This is a genomic window from Hydrogenophaga sp. UC242_50, from assembly GCF_042697355.1.
GTDB lineage: Bacteria > Pseudomonadota > Gammaproteobacteria > Burkholderiales > Burkholderiaceae_C > Hydrogenophaga.
Genome location: NZ_CP170553.1, coordinates 407,515 through 427,618 on the forward strand (window position 1 = coordinate 407,515; position 20,104 = coordinate 427,618).

The 20,104-nt window shown below is 70.8% G+C and carries 17 protein-coding genes and 5 pseudogenes; 6 read left to right on the forward strand and 16 right to left on the reverse strand.

The window, feature by feature from the left end:
* Nucleotides 1–7: 7 nt before the first annotated feature.
* Entirely contained in the window at nt 8–1,471 is a 1,464-nt protein-coding gene (locus ACFJGX_RS02060) for a rhodanese-like domain-containing protein (protein WP_382327639.1), read from the reverse strand.
* A 209-nt stretch (nt 1,472–1,680) separates the two neighbouring features.
* Nucleotides 1,681–2,124 (reverse strand): hypothetical protein, encoded by a 444-nt coding sequence (locus tag ACFJGX_RS02065; RefSeq protein WP_382322879.1) that lies wholly within the window; start codon nt 2,122–2,124, stop codon nt 1,681–1,683.
* A 155-nt stretch (nt 2,125–2,279) separates the two neighbouring features.
* On the opposite strand from ACFJGX_RS02065, the pseudogene ACFJGX_RS02070 reads away from it, so the two are divergent.
* The 6 genes and pseudogenes from ACFJGX_RS02070 to ACFJGX_RS02095 form a co-directional block, all read left to right on the forward strand.
* Nucleotides 2,280–2,972 (forward strand): annotated as a pseudogene (locus ACFJGX_RS02070) (NAD(P)/FAD-dependent oxidoreductase); the annotation flags it as partial.
* 133 nt (nt 2,973–3,105) lie between these two features.
* On the forward strand, nt 3,106–3,618 hold the full coding sequence (locus ACFJGX_RS02075) for an NAD(P)/FAD-dependent oxidoreductase (protein ID WP_382325914.1): 513 nt from the start codon (nt 3,106–3,108) through the stop codon (nt 3,616–3,618).
* Nucleotides 3,619–3,747: 129 nt separating this feature from the next.
* Nucleotides 3,748–4,626, forward strand: a complete 879-nt coding sequence (locus ACFJGX_RS02080) for a hypothetical protein (RefSeq protein WP_382322878.1) — start codon at nt 3,748–3,750, stop codon at nt 4,624–4,626.
* Nucleotides 4,623–5,420 (forward strand): lysophospholipid acyltransferase family protein, encoded by a 798-nt coding sequence (locus tag ACFJGX_RS02085; RefSeq protein WP_382322877.1) that lies wholly within the window; start codon nt 4,623–4,625, stop codon nt 5,418–5,420. Before ACFJGX_RS02080 ends, ACFJGX_RS02085 begins: the two co-directional genes overlap by 4 nt.
* Nucleotides 5,421–5,423: 3 nt before the next feature.
* Nucleotides 5,424–6,183 (forward strand): annotated as a pseudogene (locus tag ACFJGX_RS02090) (glycosyltransferase family 2 protein).
* 13 nt (nt 6,184–6,196) lie between these two features.
* Nucleotides 6,197–7,402, forward strand: coding sequence for a cation:proton antiporter (locus ACFJGX_RS02095; protein ID WP_382322875.1), 1,206 nt, complete (start codon nt 6,197–6,199; stop codon nt 7,400–7,402).
* An 8-nt stretch (nt 7,403–7,410) separates the two neighbouring features.
* On the opposite strand, the gene ACFJGX_RS02100 is transcribed toward ACFJGX_RS02095, so the two are convergent.
* The 14 genes and pseudogenes from ACFJGX_RS02100 to ACFJGX_RS02165 all read right to left on the reverse strand — a co-directional run bounded on the left by ACFJGX_RS02100 (nt 7,411) and on the right by ACFJGX_RS02165 (nt 20,103).
* Entirely contained in the window at nt 7,411–8,520 is a 1,110-nt protein-coding gene (locus ACFJGX_RS02100; protein ID WP_382322874.1) for a phospholipase A, read from the reverse strand.
* Nucleotides 8,521–8,530: 10 nt separating this feature from the next.
* A pseudogene (gene fabG, locus ACFJGX_RS02105) lies at nt 8,531–9,251 on the reverse strand (3-oxoacyl-ACP reductase FabG).
* Nucleotides 9,248–9,660 (reverse strand): annotated as a pseudogene (locus ACFJGX_RS02110) (3-hydroxylacyl-ACP dehydratase). The pseudogenes fabG and ACFJGX_RS02110 overlap by 4 nt, the downstream one beginning before the upstream one ends.
* Nucleotides 9,661–9,782: 122 nt before the next feature.
* Nucleotides 9,783–10,577, reverse strand: coding sequence for a beta-ketoacyl synthase chain length factor (locus ACFJGX_RS02115; protein ID WP_382327641.1), 795 nt, complete (start codon nt 10,575–10,577; stop codon nt 9,783–9,785).
* Entirely contained in the window at nt 10,574–11,770 is a 1,197-nt protein-coding gene (locus ACFJGX_RS02120) for a beta-ketoacyl-[acyl-carrier-protein] synthase family protein (RefSeq protein ID WP_382322873.1), read from the reverse strand. Before ACFJGX_RS02120 ends, ACFJGX_RS02115 begins: the two co-directional genes overlap by 4 nt.
* A gap of 61 nt (nt 11,771–11,831) precedes the next feature.
* Entirely contained in the window at nt 11,832–12,554 is a 723-nt protein-coding gene (locus ACFJGX_RS02125) for a methyltransferase domain-containing protein (RefSeq protein WP_382322872.1), read from the reverse strand.
* Nucleotides 12,551–13,379: pseudogene (locus ACFJGX_RS02130) on the reverse strand (polysaccharide deacetylase family protein). Before ACFJGX_RS02130 ends, ACFJGX_RS02125 begins: the two are co-directional and overlap by 4 nt.
* Nucleotides 13,360–13,926, reverse strand: coding sequence for an alpha/beta fold hydrolase (locus ACFJGX_RS02135; protein ID WP_382322870.1), 567 nt, complete (start codon nt 13,924–13,926; stop codon nt 13,360–13,362). The pseudogene ACFJGX_RS02130 and the gene ACFJGX_RS02135 overlap by 20 nt, the downstream one beginning before the upstream one ends.
* Before the next feature lie 69 nt (nt 13,927–13,995).
* Complete coding sequence (locus tag ACFJGX_RS02140) at nt 13,996–16,338, reverse strand: MMPL family transporter (RefSeq protein ID WP_382322869.1); 2,343 nt, start codon at nt 16,336–16,338, stop codon at nt 13,996–13,998.
* Nucleotides 16,335–16,898: a LolA-related protein gene (locus tag ACFJGX_RS02145; RefSeq protein WP_382322868.1), complete on the reverse strand. Its 564-nt coding sequence runs from the start codon at nt 16,896–16,898 to the stop codon at nt 16,335–16,337. The genes ACFJGX_RS02140 and ACFJGX_RS02145 overlap by 4 nt, the downstream gene beginning before the upstream one ends.
* Nucleotides 16,895–17,800 (reverse strand): acyl-CoA synthetase, encoded by a 906-nt coding sequence (locus ACFJGX_RS02150; RefSeq protein WP_382322867.1) that lies wholly within the window; start codon nt 17,798–17,800, stop codon nt 16,895–16,897. Before ACFJGX_RS02150 ends, ACFJGX_RS02145 begins: the two co-directional genes overlap by 4 nt.
* Nucleotides 17,797–18,105: a hypothetical protein gene (locus ACFJGX_RS02155; RefSeq protein WP_382322866.1), complete on the reverse strand. Its 309-nt coding sequence runs from the start codon at nt 18,103–18,105 to the stop codon at nt 17,797–17,799. The genes ACFJGX_RS02150 and ACFJGX_RS02155 overlap by 4 nt, the downstream gene beginning before the upstream one ends.
* A complete protein-coding gene (locus ACFJGX_RS02160) occupies nt 18,092–19,444 on the reverse strand; it encodes an AMP-binding protein (RefSeq protein ID WP_382327643.1) in 1,353 nt (450 codons plus the stop codon). The genes ACFJGX_RS02155 and ACFJGX_RS02160 overlap by 14 nt, the downstream gene beginning before the upstream one ends.
* Nucleotides 19,441–20,103 (reverse strand): hypothetical protein, encoded by a 663-nt coding sequence (locus ACFJGX_RS02165; RefSeq protein WP_382322864.1) that lies wholly within the window; start codon nt 20,101–20,103, stop codon nt 19,441–19,443. The genes ACFJGX_RS02160 and ACFJGX_RS02165 overlap by 4 nt, the downstream gene beginning before the upstream one ends.
* Nucleotide 20,104: the final 1 nt, after the last annotated feature.

Consider the following 20,104-nt stretch of genomic DNA (forward strand, 5'->3'; position numbering starts at 1 on the left):
CGGGGGTCTATTTCATCCCGGGGGCCGAGGTGCTGTACGAGCGGCGCACCGGCGGGGCGCTGTTCGATGGTGCCGGGTTGTAGCCACCGGCGCTGCTGGAGCGGGCACGCGACGCCTCCTGCTGCTCGAGGTGGGCATTGAAGCGATCCACCCAGTTGTTGGCCTCGGCGCGCAGGGTGTCGATGTCGCTGGACCGGTTGCGCCGGTCGCTGCGGGCTTTCTCGAAGGCGGCGATGTTCGCGGGCGTGGCGACCACGGCCACGCGGTCCCAGCTGGCGTCCGGCAGGCAGCCCGAGGCGGCGTGCACGGAGCAGCGGTAACGCGCCGACCCGGTCACCAGGGCGACGGCCTCGTCGGCATTGAAGTCGCCGCCGCTGGTGTGTCCCATGGCCGCCTGCGTGAACGCGCTCTCGGCCCGGCTCTCCAGGCGATCCAGACAGGTCCGGTATTCTTCGAGTCCCGTCTTGGCGGCGTTCCATTGGGCCTGGTTCGAGGGCATGGGGCGATCGAAGGACCCGCACATCTGACGCGCCGATCTCGACGCGCGCGCCTCGTCCAGGGCCATCTTCAAGGCAGGCAGGAACATCTGGTCCAACGGCGCCTTGAGGTGGACCGATGGCGAGGCCTCGACGCGGCTTCGGGCGGCCTTGTAGGCCCGGTCGACCTCCTCCGGCGTGCGGGCGACCAGGGCGTCGATCTCGGCCAGCGCGGGGCTTTGCGTGTCGAGTTTCGCCACTTGCTCGCGCACGCCCTTGAGGCATTCCGTGCGCACGTTTCTGCTCTGCTGGGCTGCCGAACGCAGGTTGGCGGTCAGCAGCAGGTCCGTGGGCGACTTCAGCGCGATCGCCACGAAATCCTGGTCGGTGACGTCGAAGCCGCAGGTGCGCACACCCACCTGGGCATACCGCGTGGCCTCCTGGGCTTTCTCGGCCGACGCCTTGGCCGCCAGATCGCGCTCGAGCGGCAACCCGGCATTCACCCACCCGCTGTTGCCCTCGCGCAACCAGTAGAGCTTGCGGTAGCCGGCCTCCACGGCCCGCTGCACGGCGAACACCGACAGCTGGCAGCGGTCATGGTGGCAGTAGAAAAGCATGGGCGTGTCCTTCTCGCCCCCGGTGAACCGCTGAAAGGCTTTGGCGTACGCCTGACGGATCTCGTCCGAATCACCGGCCACCTGGGGCATTTCGACCAGGGTGCCCGGGATCTTGTCCTGCGTCCGCATGGCCGCGACCACGGCCAGCCCGAGCCCCATCTGCTCGATCATGCAGTGGGCCTCGCGCGGTGAGATGGTGACCGCGCCGGGCACCTGCAGCGGCATGGCGCCTTCGGGAACCGGTGTGCCCTTGGCGACCGCGGCGCGCGCTTCGCGCCCGGGCTGGCACTGCTGCTCCGCCGTGGTCAGCCGATCGCCGCGCGATTGGGCGGCGGCAGGCCCAGCGCTGAACAGCGCGGCAACAAGAACGGCGGCCAAGGGAATGTGCAGTCGCATGGTGCTCCGATCGGGTCGATGGCCCTGTCGCGCCATGGGCGTCGCGCACGGGCAAGGGCGATGCGGCATTTTGTAACAAGCTCATTGCCCCGCTGCCCATCCATTCCGATGAAGTGCGAGAAATGCCACGCTGTGCGGCTTGTGGCGGGCGCTCGAAGCGGCCGTGGGCCGCATTGGGAAGGGGCGACGGGTCAGCCGGCCGGGCGCCCGAAGCAGCGCTGGACGAAGTTCAGGCAACCCGTGCTCAGGCGCGAAAGAAGGCCCGGTCGAAGCACCCTTGGTGGCGGGGACAGCTGTGGCTCGGCATGCACCTGCACCAAGGGCACGCCCTGGCGAGAGATGAATTTCTGATGGCTGCCGTTGAGATCGTCCTGGTCCTTCTTCTCGCCGCGGTCAAGGAGGTTCAGGCGAACGGGGGCCTGGTGGGCGCTGGCGCTTCGGACAACTTCCTGAGCGAAGGCATCTTCTGCCGGCACCTCCCGGATCTTCTGCTCTTCCTGGGCGTCCTCGTAGTTCTTCACCATCTCTTTCGTGAATTCTCTGAATTGCGTGTCTTTCATCAAATCCGTGACCCCGTGCAGGGACGTCCCACCGAGTGGAATGGAAACACTGGACGAGGGGAAGCTGGTGTTCATGGGGTCGTTGCAAGAAAACTGAAGAGCCTCGACTGGGTGAATCTCATCTCCGAAAAGTTCAGCGCAAGCGCTTGTAACCAAAGCCGCTTCGGGCGCTACCACCTTCGTTTGACACCGTACAATTTTGGACTGTCCACTGCCTGAGCATCCCGGCCATGAACCCAGACCATCCAGGCGCCGACCACCAGACCTGTGACGTGCTCGTGATCGGTGGCGGGCCCGCCGGGTCCACCGTCTCTCCCCTGCTGGCCAGCAAGGGCCACCGCGTCGTGATGCTCGAGAAGGCGCACCACCCGCGCTTTCACATCGGCGAATCCCTGCTGCCGGCCAACCTGCCTCTGCTGGAGCGCCTGGGTGTGGCCGACGAGGTGCGCGCCATCGGGCAGCACAAGCCGGGCGCCGAGTTCGTCTCGCCGCACCATCCGCACACCCAGACCTTCGAGTTCGCCGACGCCTGGGACAAGTCCATGCCTTACGCCTACCAGGTCAAGCGCGCCGAGTTCGACGAGATCCTGTTCCGCAACGCCGCCCGAAAAGGCGTGGAGGTGCACGAAGGCTGCAAGGCGCGCTCGGTGGAGTTCCTGCCCGACCGCACGGTGCGCGTGCACGCCGAGCACGACGACGGCCGCACCAGCGTGTGGAACGCGAAATTCCTGGTGGACGCCTCGGGCCGCGACACATTTCTTGCATCCCGTTTCAAGATCAAGGAACGCAACCCGAACCACAACAGCGCGGCGGTCTACGGCCACTTCGCGAACGCGCGCCGCAACACCGGCGAGGCCGAGGGCAACATCACCATCTTCTGGTTCGACCACGGCTGGTTCTGGTTCATCCCGCTCACGGGCGGCGTCACCAGCGTGGGCATGGTGACCTGGCCGTACCACATGAAGACGCGCGCCGGCCGCAGCGTGGAGCAGTTCCTGATGGACAACGCTGCGCACCTGCGCGGGCCTGGCCGAGCGCCTGAAGGACGCGCACCGGGTGGCGCCGGTGGAGGCCACCGGCAATTTTTCCTATGCCGCGCAGCGCAACCACGGCGACAACTACCTGATGCTGGGCGACGCCTACACCTTCATCGACCCGGTGTTCTCCTCGGGCGTGTGGCTGGCCATGAACGGCGGCGAGCTGGGCGCGCAGACGATCGACACCTGCCTGCGCCAGCCCGCGCAGGCGCGCGCGGCGCTCAGGCGTTTCGACCGCCACAGCCGCCACGGACCGAAGGCGTTCTCGTGGTTCATCTACCGCGTGACCAACCCCATCATGCGCGACTTCTTCATGGGCCCACGCAACATCTTCCGCGTGAAAGAAGCCCTGCTGTCCACGCTGGCGGGCGACGTGTATGGCGGCGCGCCGATCGGGCGGTCGATGCTGGCCTTCAAGACCCTGTACCTGCTGGCCAACCTCACCCAGCCGCGCCGCGCGTTCAACGCCTGGCGCAAGCGCCGCTTCAACATCCGGCCCGCGGACGAAGCCGCCCTGGCCCGCACGCCGTGAGCTTGCAACACACCATCAGCCGCGTGTTCGCCGCGCCCGCCGACGGCGAGGTGCTGGGCGGCATGTCGATCGGGGAACCGAAGGACCTGGGCCCGATGGCCTGGCCGACACCAGCCCCTGCGCGCGCCCGTGCTGCCCGCGGGCGCGCCAGCGGTGCACGAGCACTGGCGCGTGGACGGCCCACTGCGCCAAGGCCGCGACGAGGGCATCCACTGGTGCCGAAACGCTGAACTGCTCTATGGCGTGATCGAGCTGAATGAGACCGAACAGGCCCCCACGGCCGAGGGCGGCTCGCCGCTGCAGACGGCGAGCCGAGTGCTCTACGAGCGCCTGTTCCGCCTGCTGCGCGCGCAGGGCACGCCGCACCTGTGGCGGGTCTGGAACTACATGAGCGACATCAACGGCGAGTCGCACGGGCTGGAGCGTTATCGCCAGTTCAACCTCGGCCGCTACGAAGCCTTCGTGCACGCGCAGCGCGAGACCGGTGGCCAGGTGCCCGCGGCCTGCGCCATCGGCGTGGCCGGTGGCCCGCTCTCGGTGGCCTTCCTGGCCGGCCGCTCGCCGGTGGTGCCGCTGGAGAACCCGCGCCAGGTGAGTGCCTGGCGCTACCCCTCGCAGTACGGGCCGCGCGCCCCCACCTTTTCGCGCGCCGCGCTGGCCTACCCGCGCGGGCGCGAGGCGCTGTTCGTCTCGGGCACGGCCAGCATCGTGGGGCACGCCACGGTGCATCCCGGCGATGTGGCCGCGCAGTGCGAGGAGACCGTGCGCAACATCGAGTGCCTGTTGCAGGAGGCCAACCGCGTGGCGCGCTCGGGCCGGCCGTTTTCGTTCACCGGCCTGAGCCACCGCGCCTACGTGCGCCACGCCGCCGACGTGGACACCGTGCAGCGCACGCTGCAGCCGCTGCTGCGCGGCGCTTCGCTGGTGTGCGTGCAGGCCGACATCTGCCGCGCCGACCTGCTGGTGGAAATCGAGAGCCAGGCCATCCACCCGCTGGGGTCGCCATGAGCACGGCGGCGACCCGCCCGACCTCGCTGCTGTGGAGCGTGTACGAGCACCTCGCGATGGTGGTGGGCCTGAGCGCGCTGGCGCTGGTGTGCCTGAGCTGGACGCCACCGGCGCTGGCCCTGTACCCGGTGTTGCCCCGGCCGCTGGGCCGCTGGCTCGGCCGCCAGGCCATCATGCGCGGCTTTCGGCTGTACGTCGGCATCCTGCGCCTGCTGTGCGCCTGCCGCTTCGACCTGTCCGAGATCGATGCGCTGCGCGACCAGGGGCCCATGGTCATCGCGGCCAACCACCCCTCGCTGCTCGACGCCGTGCTGATCACCTCGCGCCTGCCCAACGCGGTCTGCTTCATGAAGGCCGACCTGATGGACAACCCGCTGCTCGGCGCGGGCGCGCGCCTGGCGCGCTACGTGCGCAACGACAACCTGCTCACCGCCGTGCTGAACTGCCGCCGCGAGCTGCAGCAGGGCGCGCAGGTGCTGATCTTCCCCGAGGGCACGCGCACGCGCGGCTACCCGGCGAACCCGATCAACCCGCTCTCGCGCTCCACCGCGCTGATCGCCGCCCGCGCCGAGGTGCCGGTGCAGACACTGATCGTGGAGTTTTCCAGCCCCTACCTGGGCAAGGGCTGGCCGATCTGGCGCCGCCCCCTGCTGCCGCTGACCTGCCGCATCCGCCTGGGCCGGCGTTTCGAGGCGCCACGCAACCCGGGCGCCTTCACGCAGGAGCTGGAAGACTATTTCCGTGCCATGCTCGACCCCTCTTCCCCACCGATGGCGTCGTCCGCCGCCGCCTGATCCATGCCCGTTTCCAGCACCACGCACCTGGTCCTCATTCCCAGCTACAACCCGGGCCGCAAGGTATTGGCGACGGTGCGCGCCCGCGCGCGCGCAATGGACGCCCGTGTGGGTGGTGGTCGATGGCAGCACCGACGGCTCGGCCGACTGGCTGACCGAAGAGGCCGCCAGCGACCCCGGCCTGCGCGTGCTGGTGCTGCCCGAGAACCAGGGCAAGGGCTCGGCCGTGCTGCACGGCATCACGGTCGCGGCGCAGCAGGGCTTCACGCACGCGCTGACCATGGACTCCGACGGCCAGCACCCCGAAACCCTGATCCCCGACTTCATGGCCGCCTCGCAGGCCGAGCCCGAGGCCATGGTGCTGGGCAAGCCGGTGTTCGGTCCCGAAGCGCCCCTGGTGCGCGTGCTGGGCCGCAAGCTCTCGAACGGCTGGGCCAACCTGGAAACGCTGGGCTTCGGCATCGGCGATTCGCTCTACGGGTTTCGCGTCTACCCGATCGCGCCGCTGATGCGCGTGATGCACGGCACGCGCTTCATGCGCCGCTTCGACTTCGACCCCGAGGCCGTGGTGCGCCTGAGCTGGGCCGGCGTGCGGCCGATCAACATCGACGCCCCGGTGCGCTACTTCACGCCCGAAGAGGGTGGCGTCTCACATTTCAACTACCTGCGCGACAACCTGCTGCTCAGCGGCATGCACACGCGCCTGTTCACCGGCTTCGTGCTGCGCCTGCCCCTGCTGCTCTGGCGGCGCCTGACCGGCTGACAACCACCCCGCCATGAACACCACCGAGATCTTCCTGATCGCCATGGCGATCATCTTCACCGTGCCGTGGCTGATCTGGCGGCTGGGGCGCACCGACTACTGGGCGCCGCTGGTGGTGGTGCAGATCGTCACCGGCATCCTGCTCGGCCCCGGCGTGCTGGGCAAGGCCTTCCCCGAGTACCACGCCTTCGTCTTCAACCCGGCGGTGATCCAGTCGCTCAACGGCATCGCGTGGTGGGCCGTGATGCTGTTCGTGATGATCGCGGGCATCGAACTCGACCTGCGCCAGGCCTGGAAACACCGGCGCGAGAGCGGCATCACCGCCGGTCTGGCCCTGGGCGCGCCGCTGCTGCTGGGCAGCGCGGCCGCGCTGGTGATGCTGGGCATGCCGGGCTGGATGGGCGCGTCCGCGCGGCCCTGGCAGTTCGTGCTCGGCGTGGGCATGGCTTGCGCGGTCACCGCGCTGCCCATCCTGATCCTGCTGATGGAGAAGCCGCAGCTGCTGCGCCAGCCGCTGGGCCAGCGCATCCTGCGCTACGCGAGCGTGGACGACATCGCGATCTGGGGCGTGCTCGCGCTGATCCTGATGGACTGGCAGCGCGTGGGCAAACAGGGCGCCTTCATCCTCGCCTTCGTCGTGCTGAGCTGGGCCTTCCGCCACCTGATGCGCCGCCTGGCCGAAGCCGACCGCTGGGCCGTCGCGCTGATCTGGCTCGCGGTCTGCGCCTTCGGCGCCGACTGGTCGGGCCTGCACTACATGGTGGGCGCCTTCCTGGCCGGTGTGGTGATGGACGCCGACTGGTTCGACCAGGACAAGCTGGACCAGCTGCGCCACCTCGTGCTGCTGGTGATCATGCCGGTGTTCTTCCTCTCCACCGGCCTGCGCACCAACTGGGACGTGGGCGGTGCGGCGGTGTTCGGCATGGCGGCCCTGCTGCTGCTGGCCTCGGTCAGTGGCAAGCTGATCGGTGTGCACCTGGCCGGCCGCGTGCTGAAGTGGCCGCCGGGCGAGGCCTCCCTGATCGGCTGGCTGCTGCAGACCAAGGCGCTGATCATGATCATCTTCGCCAACATCCTGCTGGACAAGCAGGTGATCACCAGCGAGACCTTCACCGCGCTGCTGTTGATGGCGGTGGCCAGCACCATGCTCACGGTGCCCATCGTGGAACCCAAGCTGCGCAGCGCTGCGCGCGGCGCCAGCGCGCTGCGCCATCCCTGACGGCCGGCTCAGAACTGCAGGAAGCTCACGCCCGCGCCCAGGCTGGTCTGGCGGAAGTTGTAGTCCGACAGCGTTTCGCCATAACCACTGAACAGCTGCACGTACCAGCGCAGCCCATTGGGTTGGTCGCGCACCACGGGGTAGGTCCATTCGAGCGACGTGCTCCCGCGGTTGCCACCGCGCAGCGTGCTGCGGTGCACCAGCGACGCGGTGTGCACCCCGCTCGCCCACCCGAGGTTGAACTCCGCCTTGCCCCGGTAGTCGAGGAGATCGGGGTTGTTGTCGTTCTCTTCGCGTTCCCGCAGCCGCTTGTTGAGTTTCGTCGTGAAGGTCCAGTTGCCGCGCTCGAAGCCGGCACCGAGGTAGACCCGGTTCCAGCTGCGCGACAAGGGGTCGGACTGCCCGTTCGACTGGTGCGCCAGGCCCAGCTGGGTGAAGCGCCATTGCCAACCCAGCGGCAAGGCGCGGAACTGCGGCGCGGTGGGCACCACGTAGATCAACTCGGGCTGGTAGTCGGTGTTGCGAAAGGGCCGCGAGTCGGCGTGGTTGTAGACCTGCCACATCGTCTGCAGGGTGAAGGCGCCCCACAGATCGGCGCCAGGAAAACCCACGTTCTGCAGGAACTTGGTGCGCAGCGACAGCTGGAATTTCGCCTCTTCCCGGCGATCGTCGGGCGCGGTCACGGCCGCCTGCGTCGGCGACTGGGGCGAGCGGTTGATGCGGGAGGTGACGTGCACGGGCAGCACGTAGTTCGGGTGGTAACCCACGAAATTGAACACACCGCGCTTGTCGGCCGGGTCCAGCTCCCAGAACTTGGCCAGCAGGCTGCTGGAAGACGCCGGTGCGGCCGCCGGGGGCAGCTGCCCGCCCGACTGCGACAGCAGCGAGGGGGTCGGGTCCGCCGTGGCCGCTTCGCCGCCGAACGGTTGCTGCGCCACCGGGGCGACAGGCGCCGGCGCGCGCCCGGCGAGCTTGTCGTAACAGGTCAGGCGATCGGCCGCGGCACCGATGGCGGCGCAGGCCTCCAGCGTGGGGGGCGTCTCGGTCTGCGCCTGTGCGGGCAGGCCCGCCGCGAGGCCGCACAGCAGGATGAACGGGGAGAGGTTTTCAGGTTTCACAGGCAGGCCCTCAGCACATCGCACCGTTGATGGAGATCACCTGCCCACTCACGTAGGCCGCCTTGTCGGACACCAGAAACGCCACCAGCTCGGCCACCTCGTCCGCGCGGCCCGCGCGCTGCATGGGCACCAGGCGTTTGATGGCCTCGGCGTCGAAGGCGCCTTCGATCATGTCGGTCTCGATGATTCCCGGGGCCACCGCATTGACGGTGATGCCCCGGCTGGCGAGTTCGAGCGCGAGCGACTTGCTCGCCGCGTGCAGCGCGCCCTTGGCGGCCGCGTAGTTGACCTGCCCCCGGTTGCCCATGAGGCCGGCGATGGACGAGATGCTCACGATGCGGCCCCAGCGTTTCCGGATCATGGGCATGGTGAGCGGCTGCGTCACGTTGTAGAAGCCGTTGAGCGAGACATTGAGCACGCGGTCCCACTGCTCGCCGCTCATGCCGGGGAACACGGCGTCGTCGTGGATGCCGGCGTTGTTCACCAGGACCTGGATCGCACCCGCCTCGGTCAACGTGGCCAGCGCGGCGGCGGTGCGCGACGCGGTCGGTCACGTCGAAGGCCACGGCCTCGGCGCTGCCGCCACTGTCGCGGATGGTCGACGCGATGGCCTGGGCCTTGTCGAGCTGGCGGTTGGCGTGCACGATCACGTGGTGGCCGTCGGTGGCCAGGCGCTGGCAGATCGCCGCGCCAATGCCGCCGCTGCCGCCGGTGACGAGGGCTCGTTTCATGGCTGCGGGTCCTTGTTGGGGTTCAGGGAGTCGGCGTCGAGCACCACGGCCGCGCGCCCTTCGAGCAGGCAGCGGCCGGCGTGGCCCACGGTGAAGCGGTAGAGCACGTTGGAGGCATCGCCCGAGAGGCGCTCGGCGCGCACGTCCAGCGGGCCCGGCAGGTCGTCCAGCCGCTCGGCGTGCAGGCTGACGCCGCGCACGCTGGTGAGGTAACCCTGGCGCGGCGCGGCCTCGGTGCCGGCCACCAGCGCGCCGTGCACCGCCATGGCCTGGGCCGCGTACTCGATGCCATCTGCGCAACGCCCAGGCGGCCGTGCGCGCGCAGCGGGTGCGCCGGGTCGGCGTGGCCCACGGCGCGGCACACCACGTGATCGGCCGACCACTCGGTGACGGCGTCGAGCAGGCACATGGTGCCCTGGTGCGGGATGCGGGCCGCGATGCCCTCGTGGTTCAGCGTGGCCGGGTTCACTGGCGCACCTTCGCCCTGCGGGCCGCGGTGCGAGCTTGCTTGGGAACGGCCCGGCGCTGCGCTCATGCGGGGTCGATCCGGACCGCGAGCCGCAGGCCGGGCAGGTAGTCGATGCAGACCTCGCCGCTGCGGCCTTGCGCCAGGCGCTCCAGCAGCGGCAGCGAACGCAGCGCGGGAATGGTCGCGCGCAAGGGTTCCAGCGTGGCCTGCTCCAGGGGCCGCGCGGGCGCTTCGGTGGTCTGCACGGTGATGCGCGCCAGCGCCTGCGGCGAGGGCTCGCACTCCAGCCGAAGGGACACGCCCGCGCAGTCCGGCACGGGCCGCTTGGCGAACAGGGGTTCGGGGTACTCGCTGTCGTAGGCCAGCAGCAGCGTGGCCTGGCGGTCCAGCACCACCTGGCCGAGCGCGTCGATCAGGCCGGCGCCGAAGCTGCCGTCGTGGGCGCACAGCACCTGGCACGGCGCCATCGACTTCGTGGCGATGCCCCAGTAGCCGGCGGGCGCGTTGTGCACCGAGTTGTGGAAGCGCGTGGGCGAGATGTGGCGGTCGTCGGTGGCGAGCTGCTCGCACAGCGCGTGGCAGTTGTGGCCGTCCGAGCCCGAAGCGCTGAACACCGTGGCCAGGGTGGACACGTCGGCACCGGCCGCGGCTTCCAGGCCGATGCCCAGCGCGAGCTTGATCACGCGGCTGGCGCGGCGGCGCTCGGCCGGCGGCAGCAGGCTGGGCGTGGGCAGCACCGAGGGCGCGGGCGCCCAGGCCTGCTCACCGCGCAGCACGGCGCGCGCACTGGGCCAGTCGGGCAGGCCCGGCGCGATCAGGCCGATGCCGGTGATCCAGGCGGTCAGGGGCGCGTTCATGCCTGCACCCTCCCGAACACCAGGCTGCAGTTGCTGCCCCCGAAGCCGAAGGAGTTGGTGAGCGCGTGGCGCAGCGCGGCGGGCTCGCCCTGCAGCTGGTAGCGCAGCGGAATGGCGGGATCGCGCTCGCGCGTGCCAGGGCTGCCGGGCACATAGCCATCGACCAGGGCGAGCGCGCACAGCACGGCTTCCACCGCACCGGCCGCGCCCAGGGTGTGGCCGGTGGCGCCCTTGGTGGACGAACACGGCACGCGGTCACCGAACACGGCGGCCACGGCCTTGCCTTCGGCGCTGTCGTTGGCCGGCGTGGCCGTGCCGTGCAGGTTGATGTAGTGGATGTCGCCCGCGTTCAAGGACGACGAGCGCAGCGCGGCCTCCATGGCCAGCTTCGCGCCCAGGCCTTCGGGGTGCGGCGCGGACATGTGGTGCGCGTCGCTGGATTCGCCCGCGCCCAGCAGCCACACGGCCTGCGCGTCGGGGGCGTCAGCGCCGCGCTCCAGCAGCGCGTAGGCGGCGCCTTCACCGATGGAAATGCCGTCGCGCCCCGCATCGTAGGGTCGGCAGGGCTCGGCGGAGGTGAGTTCGAGCGAGGCGAAACCGTACAACGTGGTCAGGCACAGCGAGTCCACGCCGCCGACCAGGGCCGCGTCGATCGTGCCCAGCTCGATCTGGCGCGCGGCGGCGGCGAACACCTTGGCGCTGGACGAACACGCGGTGGAGATCGTCATGGCCAGGCCGGTGATGCCCAGGTGTTCGCGCAGGAACTCGCTGAGCGAATACGGGTTGTGCGTGGTGGCGTAGCTGAAGGCGGCGGGCAGCGCGCCGCTGGCGGGGTCGCGCTGGCGGTAGGCGAGCTCGGTCTCCAGGATGCCCGAGGTGCTGGTGCCCATGAAGACGCCGACGCGGCCCGCGCCATGGCGCTGCACGGCGGCGCGCACGCGGTCTTCGAAACCATCGGCGCGCAGCGCGAGCAAGGCCAGCCGGTGGTTGCGGCAGTCGTAGGCGGCCAGCGAGGCGGGCAGCGCCTGGGCGTCCACACCCTGAATCTCACCCACCCAGGTCGGCAGTTCCACGGTTTCGAAATGGCAGGGCCGCAGCCCGCTGCGGCCTTGGCGCACGGCCTCGCGGTGGGCATCGAGTCCCACCCCCAGGCAGGTGGTGGCGGTGTAGGCGGACAGCAGCAGGGGCTTCACGGGCAGGGGCAAAAACGGGTTCGGGCATTGTCTCAGATGGTGGCAGGAAAACCGCCCGCGCTCAGTGCGGTACCCGGCAGACCAGCATCACGTTGGCGAAGGGCTTGCGCCCGCTCATGGGCTCGGTCTCGACCACGAAGCCCAGCTGCCGCAGCTCGGCCACCCAGTCCTGCAGGGTGCGGCAGTACAGGCGCGGCAGGCGGTGCCCGCGCGTGTAGGTGACGAGCCGGTCCACGCCGTTGCAGATGCGGTAGGTCAGGCCCGCGCCCGCGTCGCCGATGCGGGTGAGGAACACGCCCCCGGGCGGCAGCGCCTGGCGGATGCGCGCGAGCACCTCGCGCTGCTGCTCGTGGCTGAAGTAGTGCAGCGCGTCGAGGATGAGGATGGCGTCGGGCCGGCCGAAGTCGACCGCGTTCATGTCGCCCTGCTCCACCCGCACCACCGGGTGCTGCGGGCCGAAGGCGCGCGCGGCGCGGTCCACGTCGCGCTGCATGAGCTCAATGCCGCGCAGCTTCCTGGGCTGTGGCGGCGTCGCCCAGCCCGCCGGCCAGCGGCCCTGCTCGTGCAGCCGGCGCGCGGCCAGCAGCCAGGCGAACAGGCTGCCCTGGCCGCAGCCGAGGTCGAGGTAGTGGCCGCCTTCGGGCAGCAGGCCGCGGCGCAGCATCTCGTGGAAGATGCTGTCGTAACCGAGCTTGCCGCGCGCGTAGTGGTAGGCGAAGCGCCCGCTGGGGCGGAAGGTCTGGCTGGCTTCGTTGACCAGCAGCTGGACGGATTGACGGCTCATGGGGGAAGGGTTTGGTTCAGGGTGACGGGAGGAAGCTGGCGCTCGGCGAGGGTCTGCAGCAGGCGCGGCAGCACCACGAGAATGACGGGTTCACCGGCGGGGGTGCGGGCACAGTGGCCGTCGTGCATCAGCACGATGTCGCCCGGGCCCAGGTGTTGCGAGAGGCGCTGGAACACGCGCTCGGGGTCGCCGGTGCGGGTGTCGTAGGCGCGGCGCGTCCAGGTGGCGAGCGTGAGGCCCAGGCCGTGCAGCACCGGGTCGAGGAAGGGGTTGCGCAGGCCGGCGGTGGCGCGGAAGAAGCGCGGCGCCTCGCCCGTGAGGTCGGCCAGCGTGGCCTGCGCGCGCACGATGTCGCGCCGCATGGCGCCCGGGCCGAACAGCGAAAACGCGTTGCTGTGCGCGTACCCGTGGTTCTCCACGCGGTGGCCGCGCCGCACGATCTCGCGGCACAGCGCGGGGTGCCGTTCGGCGATGCGGCCGATGCAGAAGAAACTGGCTTTCGCGTTCGCGGCGTCGAGCAGGTCGAGCACGCGCGGCGTCACCTCGGGGTCGGGCCCGTCGTCGATGGTCAGCGCGACCTCGCGCCGCCGCACCGAGGCCTCGGGCAGGCGGATCAGGTTGGGCCCGAGCAGGCGCGAGCTCGGCCACAGGCCGGCACCGGCCAGCAGCGCGTGGTTGCGCCACCAGCGCGCCCACCGCCCAGGGCCAGGCGGCCGGCACGGCCAGCGTGCCGAGCACGGCCGCCCCGTGCACGGCGGCGCTCGCGCTCAGGAAAGGGGATGGGCTCCAGCGCTTCGTGGCGATGTCAGTGGAAGTGCCCGGCATCGAGGAAACGCGCCCACAGCGGCCGCCAGGCCGACCAGTCGTGCCCGCCCGGCACGGTGTGGCGCGAGGCGGCCGGGAAGCGCTCGGCCAGTTGCGCGATGCGCGCGGCGAACCGGTCTTCCGTGCCGTGGCCGACGAACACCGGCAGCTCGGCCGGCGGGTTCTGGAGCCACTGCCACACGCGCAGCTCGGGATCCTGCAGGTCCTGCGCGCTGGGCTGCCAGCGATCGATGCCCCCGGCGCGCTCGATCACGTTCACGCTCGGGCGGCTGCCCGGGTAGGGCGCGAGCAGGCACAGGCCGTCGGCCACGCCGGGCCGCGCGGCCAGGTGCGCCATGGCGACCATGCCACCGAGCGAGATGCCGCCCAGCCACACGCGCGCGCCGCGCTCGCGCGCCGGGGTGAGCACCTGGTGCTGCAAGGCGTCCCAGGTGTCGACGGCGTCGAGCCCGAGCCCGCTGAGGTCCACCGCCAGCAGGTCCAGCGCCAGGCCCCGGCGTTCGATGGCGTCGGCGAAGCCGGCCTCGAAGAGCTCTTCGGGCCGCATCGCCAACGCCGGGCAGCATCACGAGCAGCTGCGGCGCAGCGCCCGAGGTGCCGACCGTGCGCAAGGCCTTCACGGCGCGGGCCTTCTGACGGCGAAGGCCGCCGACAGCACCAGCGCCAGCACCGCGCCCGGCCCCACCGTCACGCCGATGGCGTGCAGCACCGGCACCGTCGACCAGGCCAGCACGCCGAAACCGATGACGGTGGTGAAGCTGGCCACGCCGATGGACAGCAGGGTCTCGTCGTCCAGCACCTCGCCGAGCGCGAGGCGGTCGAAGAACAGCGCGTAGTTGGAGCCCACGGCCACGGTGAGCAGCATGCCCACCAGGTGCAGCAGGTGCAGGCGCACGCCGAAGAAGTGCAGGCCGGCGATCACGACCAGCACCGCCATCACCAGCGGCAGCATCACGCTGGCCAGCCGCAGCGCGCTGCGCTGCACGAAGGCCATGGCCACGACGATGGCGAGAAAGCCCGCGAGCGAGAGCACGATGGCCTCGTCGATGTACTCGCCGTAGAGCGTGTCGAATTCGCCCTTGAGGTCGATGAAGAGCGCGCCGCTGCCGGCCAGCGCCTCGCGCACGGCCGCCACCGGGATGTCCGCGCCCGTGGCCTCGGCCGAGGGGCGCAGGGGCAGCAGCACGCTCCAGCCGCTGGGGCGTTGCATCAGCAGCGCGTCCACCGCCAGCCCCAGGCCCGTGCCCTCGAGGTCTTGGCGCGTGAGGTTCGGTGCGCTGCGCGCGGCGGCCACGTCGTCCAGGAAGGGCTGCAGGCGATCGGCCGAGAGCGGGGCGTCCACCAGCGCGCTGCGCAGCCGCTCGCGCAGTTCGTCGGGCGTGGGCAGGCTGGCGCGGCGCGCGGCCTGCGTGGCCTCGCTCGGCAGGAAACGCGCCGGGGTGTCGAAACCGCCGATGAGGCCTTGCTCGACCAGCGGCCGCAGCTTGGCACCCGCGCGCTCGGCGGCCTGCAGCGCGCTCTCGCGGTCGGGCGCGGTGATCACGGCCATGTAGCGCGCATCGGGCGCGCCCAAGTCGCCGCGCAGCCGCGCATCGAGTTCGCCTTCGGCCTGGCTCACGGTGGACAGCGCGGACAGGTCGGACTGCCACACATCGTGGCGCTCCTGCACCAGGTACACGCACGAGACCAGCACCAGCGCCAGCAACGGCCAGCGCAGCACGGTGGCATGGTCCACCAGCGGGCGCAGCAGGCGGCCCTGGCGCGCGCCGTCGTGCAGGTGCACGCCCGGGCCCGCGAGCTGGGGCAGCAGGTAGCGCGTGACCAGCGCGGCCGTGAGCACGCCGGTGATGGCGTACAGGCCCAGCTGCGCCAGGCCCGGAAAACCCGAGAACAGCAGCGCGCCGAAACCGAGCACCGAGGTGAGCACGCCCAGGCGGATGGTGGGCCAGTACTGCTCGCGCCAGGACCCCACGCCCTGCCGCCCCGACTGCACGAAGTAGTAGATGGCGTAGTCCACCGCCTCGCCGATGAGCGCGGCGCCGAAGCCCACGGTGATGCCGAACACGGTGCCGTGCACCAGGCCCACCATCACGATGGCCGCGAGGGTGCCGCTGAGCACCGGCACCAGCGTGAGCAACATCAGGCGGCCACGGCGGTAGACGAAGCCCAGCATCACCGCGAGGATGGCCGTGCTGATGAGCGAGAGGCGGCTGACCTCTTCCTGGATGGTGGCGCGCGCGCGCACCGCGAACAGGCCGGGGCCGGACATCTCCAGCGTCAGGGCCTGCAGGCCGGGCTGCTGCTGCACGACCTGCGCGAAGCGCTCGCGGATCAGGTCGATGGCGGCGGCCTGGCCGTCGGTGTCGGAGCCCAGCGCGTGCGTCTGCACCACCAGCATGGCGCGTTCGCCGTCGCGCGAGGCCCATACGCCGTCCTGCTCGTTGGGCTGCACGCCGGCGTTCAGGCCCGAGACCAGTTCCACCAGCTCGCCGGTGGGGTCGCGCGCCAGGTAGGGCTTGAACAGCAGGCCGGCCGAGGAGCTGAGCAGGTCCACGCTGTGGTTCACCGCGCTGCGCAGGCCCTCCACACTGAAGCGCTCGGGCGTGACGGCGCCGCTGAGCACGTAACGGTGGTCGAGCAGGAAATCGCGCGCGGCGTCCAGCGCCTCCGCCTCGCCGTTCTGCACCGTGTCCAGGCTGGGCTCGTCCTTGAGCGAGGCGCGCAGCGCGCGCGAGGCGTCGGCGCGCTGGTCGGCGCTGCCGCCGACGATGGCCAGCATCAGCAGGCGCGAGACCGCGCCCTCGCGCAGCTGGTCCACCATGACCGACTGCTCGGGCGTGGGCTTGGACGGCAGGAAGAAGGAGACGTCGGCCGAGAAACGCGTGTTCCACAACAGGCCCAGGCCGACGGCCATCGCCGCCAGCCAGATCAGCAGGGCACGCCACACGCTTCGGGTCATGGCGTCGGCTCGATCGTCATTTCGGTGCGGTCGCCGTCGGCCTGCAGGTAGTCGATGCCCAGCACCTGCTGGCGCACGCCCTTGACGGTGATGCTTTTGAGCAGGCTGGTGATGCGCTCGTCGTTGGGCACCAGAACGAGCACCCAGGCCTCCAGGCTGCCGCTGAGCGAGAGCTTGTAGTGGCGCTCCAGCGCGGCGCGGTCGCCCGCGAGCGTGCTGCGGATGCTGTCCACGAAGGCGGCCACTTCGGGGCGCGCGCTCAGGCGGATCGTCATGCGGCGGCGGTCGCGCTCCACGCTGAGCGTGTCCTTGTCGAGCACCATGGTCTCGACCTGGGGCGTGAGCGTGCGTTTCTCCAGCCGGTCGGGCGGCGTGTAGCGCATCTCGCCGGTGGCGATGACGGGTTTGTCGAGCAGCGCGAGGTGGCGCTTCTCGACGAACTTCGCCTGCCCGCCGGGGTTGCGGGCGAGCTCGGCCATCAGCTGGTCGAGATCGAGGGCGGCGTGCGCCAGGGCGGTGAAGCCCAGCAGCGCGAGGCCGCAGAAGAGTCGTCGGATCATGTGCGTTGCCAGAAATCGTAAAAATTGAACCAGTTGTAAGGCGCCCGGCGGCAGAGTTCGCTCAGGCGGTCGGCATAGGCCTGCATGGCCTGCGCGATGGCGGCGTCGCGCTCGCCGCGCTCGACGTTGGAAAAATCGGCCAGCAGCTCGAAACGCAGTTCGTAGCGGTTGTCGCCCAGGTACAGGCCGGCCATGAAGAACACCGGCCGGCGCAGCATGGCGGCCATGCGCCAGGGCCCGACCGCGAACCGCGCCGGCGCGCCCAGAAACATGCATTCTGCCGTGCTGTCGTTGGCGAGGGAACGGTCGGCCAGCAGGCCGACCAGGTGGCCGTCGTCGAGCTTGTCGCGCGCCTTGAGCATGGTATCGGGGTGGCCGAGCGCCACCACGTCCTGCTGGGCGCCCGGTTTGATGGCGTTGAGGATGGCGTTGATCTTCTGCGCGTTGTCCTCGTACATCATCATCGCCACGGGCACGTGGGCCCGGGCATGCGCCATCACCCGCAGGACCTCGAAGCTGCCCAGGTGGGCGCCGAGCAGCAGGGCGCCGCGCTGGCGCTGCAAGATATCGTGCAGCGCGTCGTCGCCCACGAACGTGATGTCGAACAGATCAAAGCGGTCATTGAGCAGGTAGATGCGATCGTGCACGGTGCTCGCGAAGCTGAACACGTGCCGGTAACCGTCGCGCCAGGTGGGCGCACGGCCGAGCGCGCGGCGCAGGTAGTCGCGGCCGGCGCGGCGCGCGCGGGGCGAGAAGAGCACGAAGTACAGGGTGACGAAACGCAGCACCAGGCGGCCGAAGGGGCGGCCCAGCGTGAGCGAGAGCCAGACCATGAAGCGCAGCGCGCCAAGGTGGCTGCGTTCGCGCTGGCGCATCCACTCGGGTGGCGTGTCGCCCCTCATGGCGCCGGGGGCACGAGGCTGCCCGCCGCCACTTCGCGGCCTTCGCAGCTCACGCTGAAGGCGATGGCGCCGCGCGGCGTGGTCTGCAGCGCGAAGCGCAGCACCTGGGACGGCCCGACCGGCACGAAGAACTTGGCCTGCGCGACCTGCCACCCGCCCTGCCACGGGCGTTGGCGCATCTGTCCCGCGAACACGATCGCCTGATCGAGCAGCGCCACGCCCGGCACGATGGGGCGCGCCGGGAAGTGCCCGGCGAAGGCCGGGTGGTCGGGCGGCACGGCCCAGTGGAACTCAGCCTCGTCCATGGCCAGGGCCCACTTTCTCGGTGTAGAGCGCCTGCAAGGCCTGGCGCGGCAGCTTGCCGGTGCTGTTGCGCGGCAGCGCCTCGACGAACACCAGCGGGCGCGGCAGGAAGATCGCGTCCAGCCGCTGGCGCAGGCCGGCCATGAGCGCGCGGGCGTCCAGCGTGGGCGCGACCACGAAGGCGGTCAGGCGCGTCACGCCGTCGTCGCCGAGCTCATCGGGCAGGAAGAAGGCCGCGTCCACCACGCCGGGCAGCGCGCCGATCTGGTGGTTCAGGTAGGCCAGCGAGGTGCGCTTGCCGGCGATGTTGATCAGGTCGGCGTGGCGGCCGTGCAGCAGGAAACAGCCCTCGGTGCCGGACTCGATGATGTCGGCCAGCGGCACGCGGCCTTCGACATGCCCGCCGCTGGCGTAGGTGGTGTCGCCCTCGTGCTCCAGGTGCACGGCCTCCATGAGCCGCCAGGCCGCGCCGTCGAGCGTGCGGCGGCTGGCCAGCGCGGAGGATTCGGTGGAGCCGTAGATCTCGTGCACCGGCGCGCCGCAGCGTTCTTCGGCGCGGCGCGCGAGATCGGGGCTGAGCGGCGCGGTGGCCGAGAGCACCAGGTCCATGGGCGGCAGCGGCAGTTCCGAGGCCAGCAGCGCGGAGAGGTGGAACGGCGTGGTCACCAGCATGCGCGGGCGCGGCACGGCGTCCAGCGCGGCCACGATGTCCTGCGGGTAGAAGGGTTTGCCGGCCGCGAACTGGCAGCCGCCGTGCAGCGCGATCAGAAAGGTCGACTCGAAACCGTAGCTGTGCTGGATGGGCACGGTGCCCACGATGGATTGCGGCCGTTGCATGAGGCCGAGGGCCGTGGCCTCGGCGCGGCCGTTGAGCACCAGCTTCCCCCAGGTCTTGCGGTGCGGCTGGGGCAGGCCGGTCGAGCCCGAGGTGAACAGGATGGCGACCACGCGCTCGGCGTCCAGCCGGGGCATGTCGTGGATCTCGGGCCGGGGCTGCACGGAAAGATCGGGGAACACCAGGCCGGGCAGGTCGGGCACCGCCCCGGGGCGGTCGCCAAGCCAGGACACGCCGGGGTAGTCGGCCGCCAGGCGCTGCAGCGTTTCGGGCGACTGCGACGAGGGCTGCAGGCTGACCTTGCCCGCCAGCAGTCCGGCGGCGAAACCGACCGCGAAGTGGTAGCGGTCTTCGCACACGTTGAGCAGCCAGCCGCCCTCGGGCAGGCGGGCGGCGAGTGCGTGCGCGTCGGCCAGGAACTCGCGCACGCGCACCGCGCCCTGCGCGCGCCAGGCGAACACATCGTCGAGCCCGTGGGCCCCGATCAACGGCAGGGTGTCGTTCATGGCGGTGGTGGCGCGGCGCTGCGGCGCGCCGACTCGCGCTGGTAGGCCCGCCGGATGTCGGCCAGGCCCGGGCGTTCGTGCGGCGGCAGCACCCGCAGGCGGACGAGGTGCTCACCCAGGAACATGAGGCCAATCAGCGGACCGGTCAGCACGTTGGCGTGGATCGACCAGATGGCTGGCGGCGCCCAGATGAAGAGCCCGGTGGAGACCAGCGCGTTGGCGAAGAAGAAGATCGTCCAGGCCAGCGTGGCGCCGCGCGTGTAGCGCAGCTTGCGCTCGGACAGCTCGGACCCGAAGATGCGCCGCGCCATGCGGGTGATGAGGGCGTCGCCGGGGCCGATCAGCGACTTGCCGAACAGCACGCCCAGCGCGATGTGGATGCCCAGGTGCTGGATGTAGTACAGCAGGGCCACGTTGTGGCGCAGCCGCGGCCAGAGCCAGGCCAGCAAGGCGCCCAGCGCCAGCACGCCGGCCCCGCGCACGGCCCAATGGGGCAGCCGCCACAGCGCCATCAGCACGGCCACGGCGATGGGCAGCACGGCCACGGCGGCGTTGAAGTCGGCATTGCCCCAGCCGTTGCTGCCCACGTGCGCCGCGATCACCCAGGCCACCATCAGGAGCAGCGCGCCGAGGTCCCGCAGCAGCGTGGAAGCGGTCATC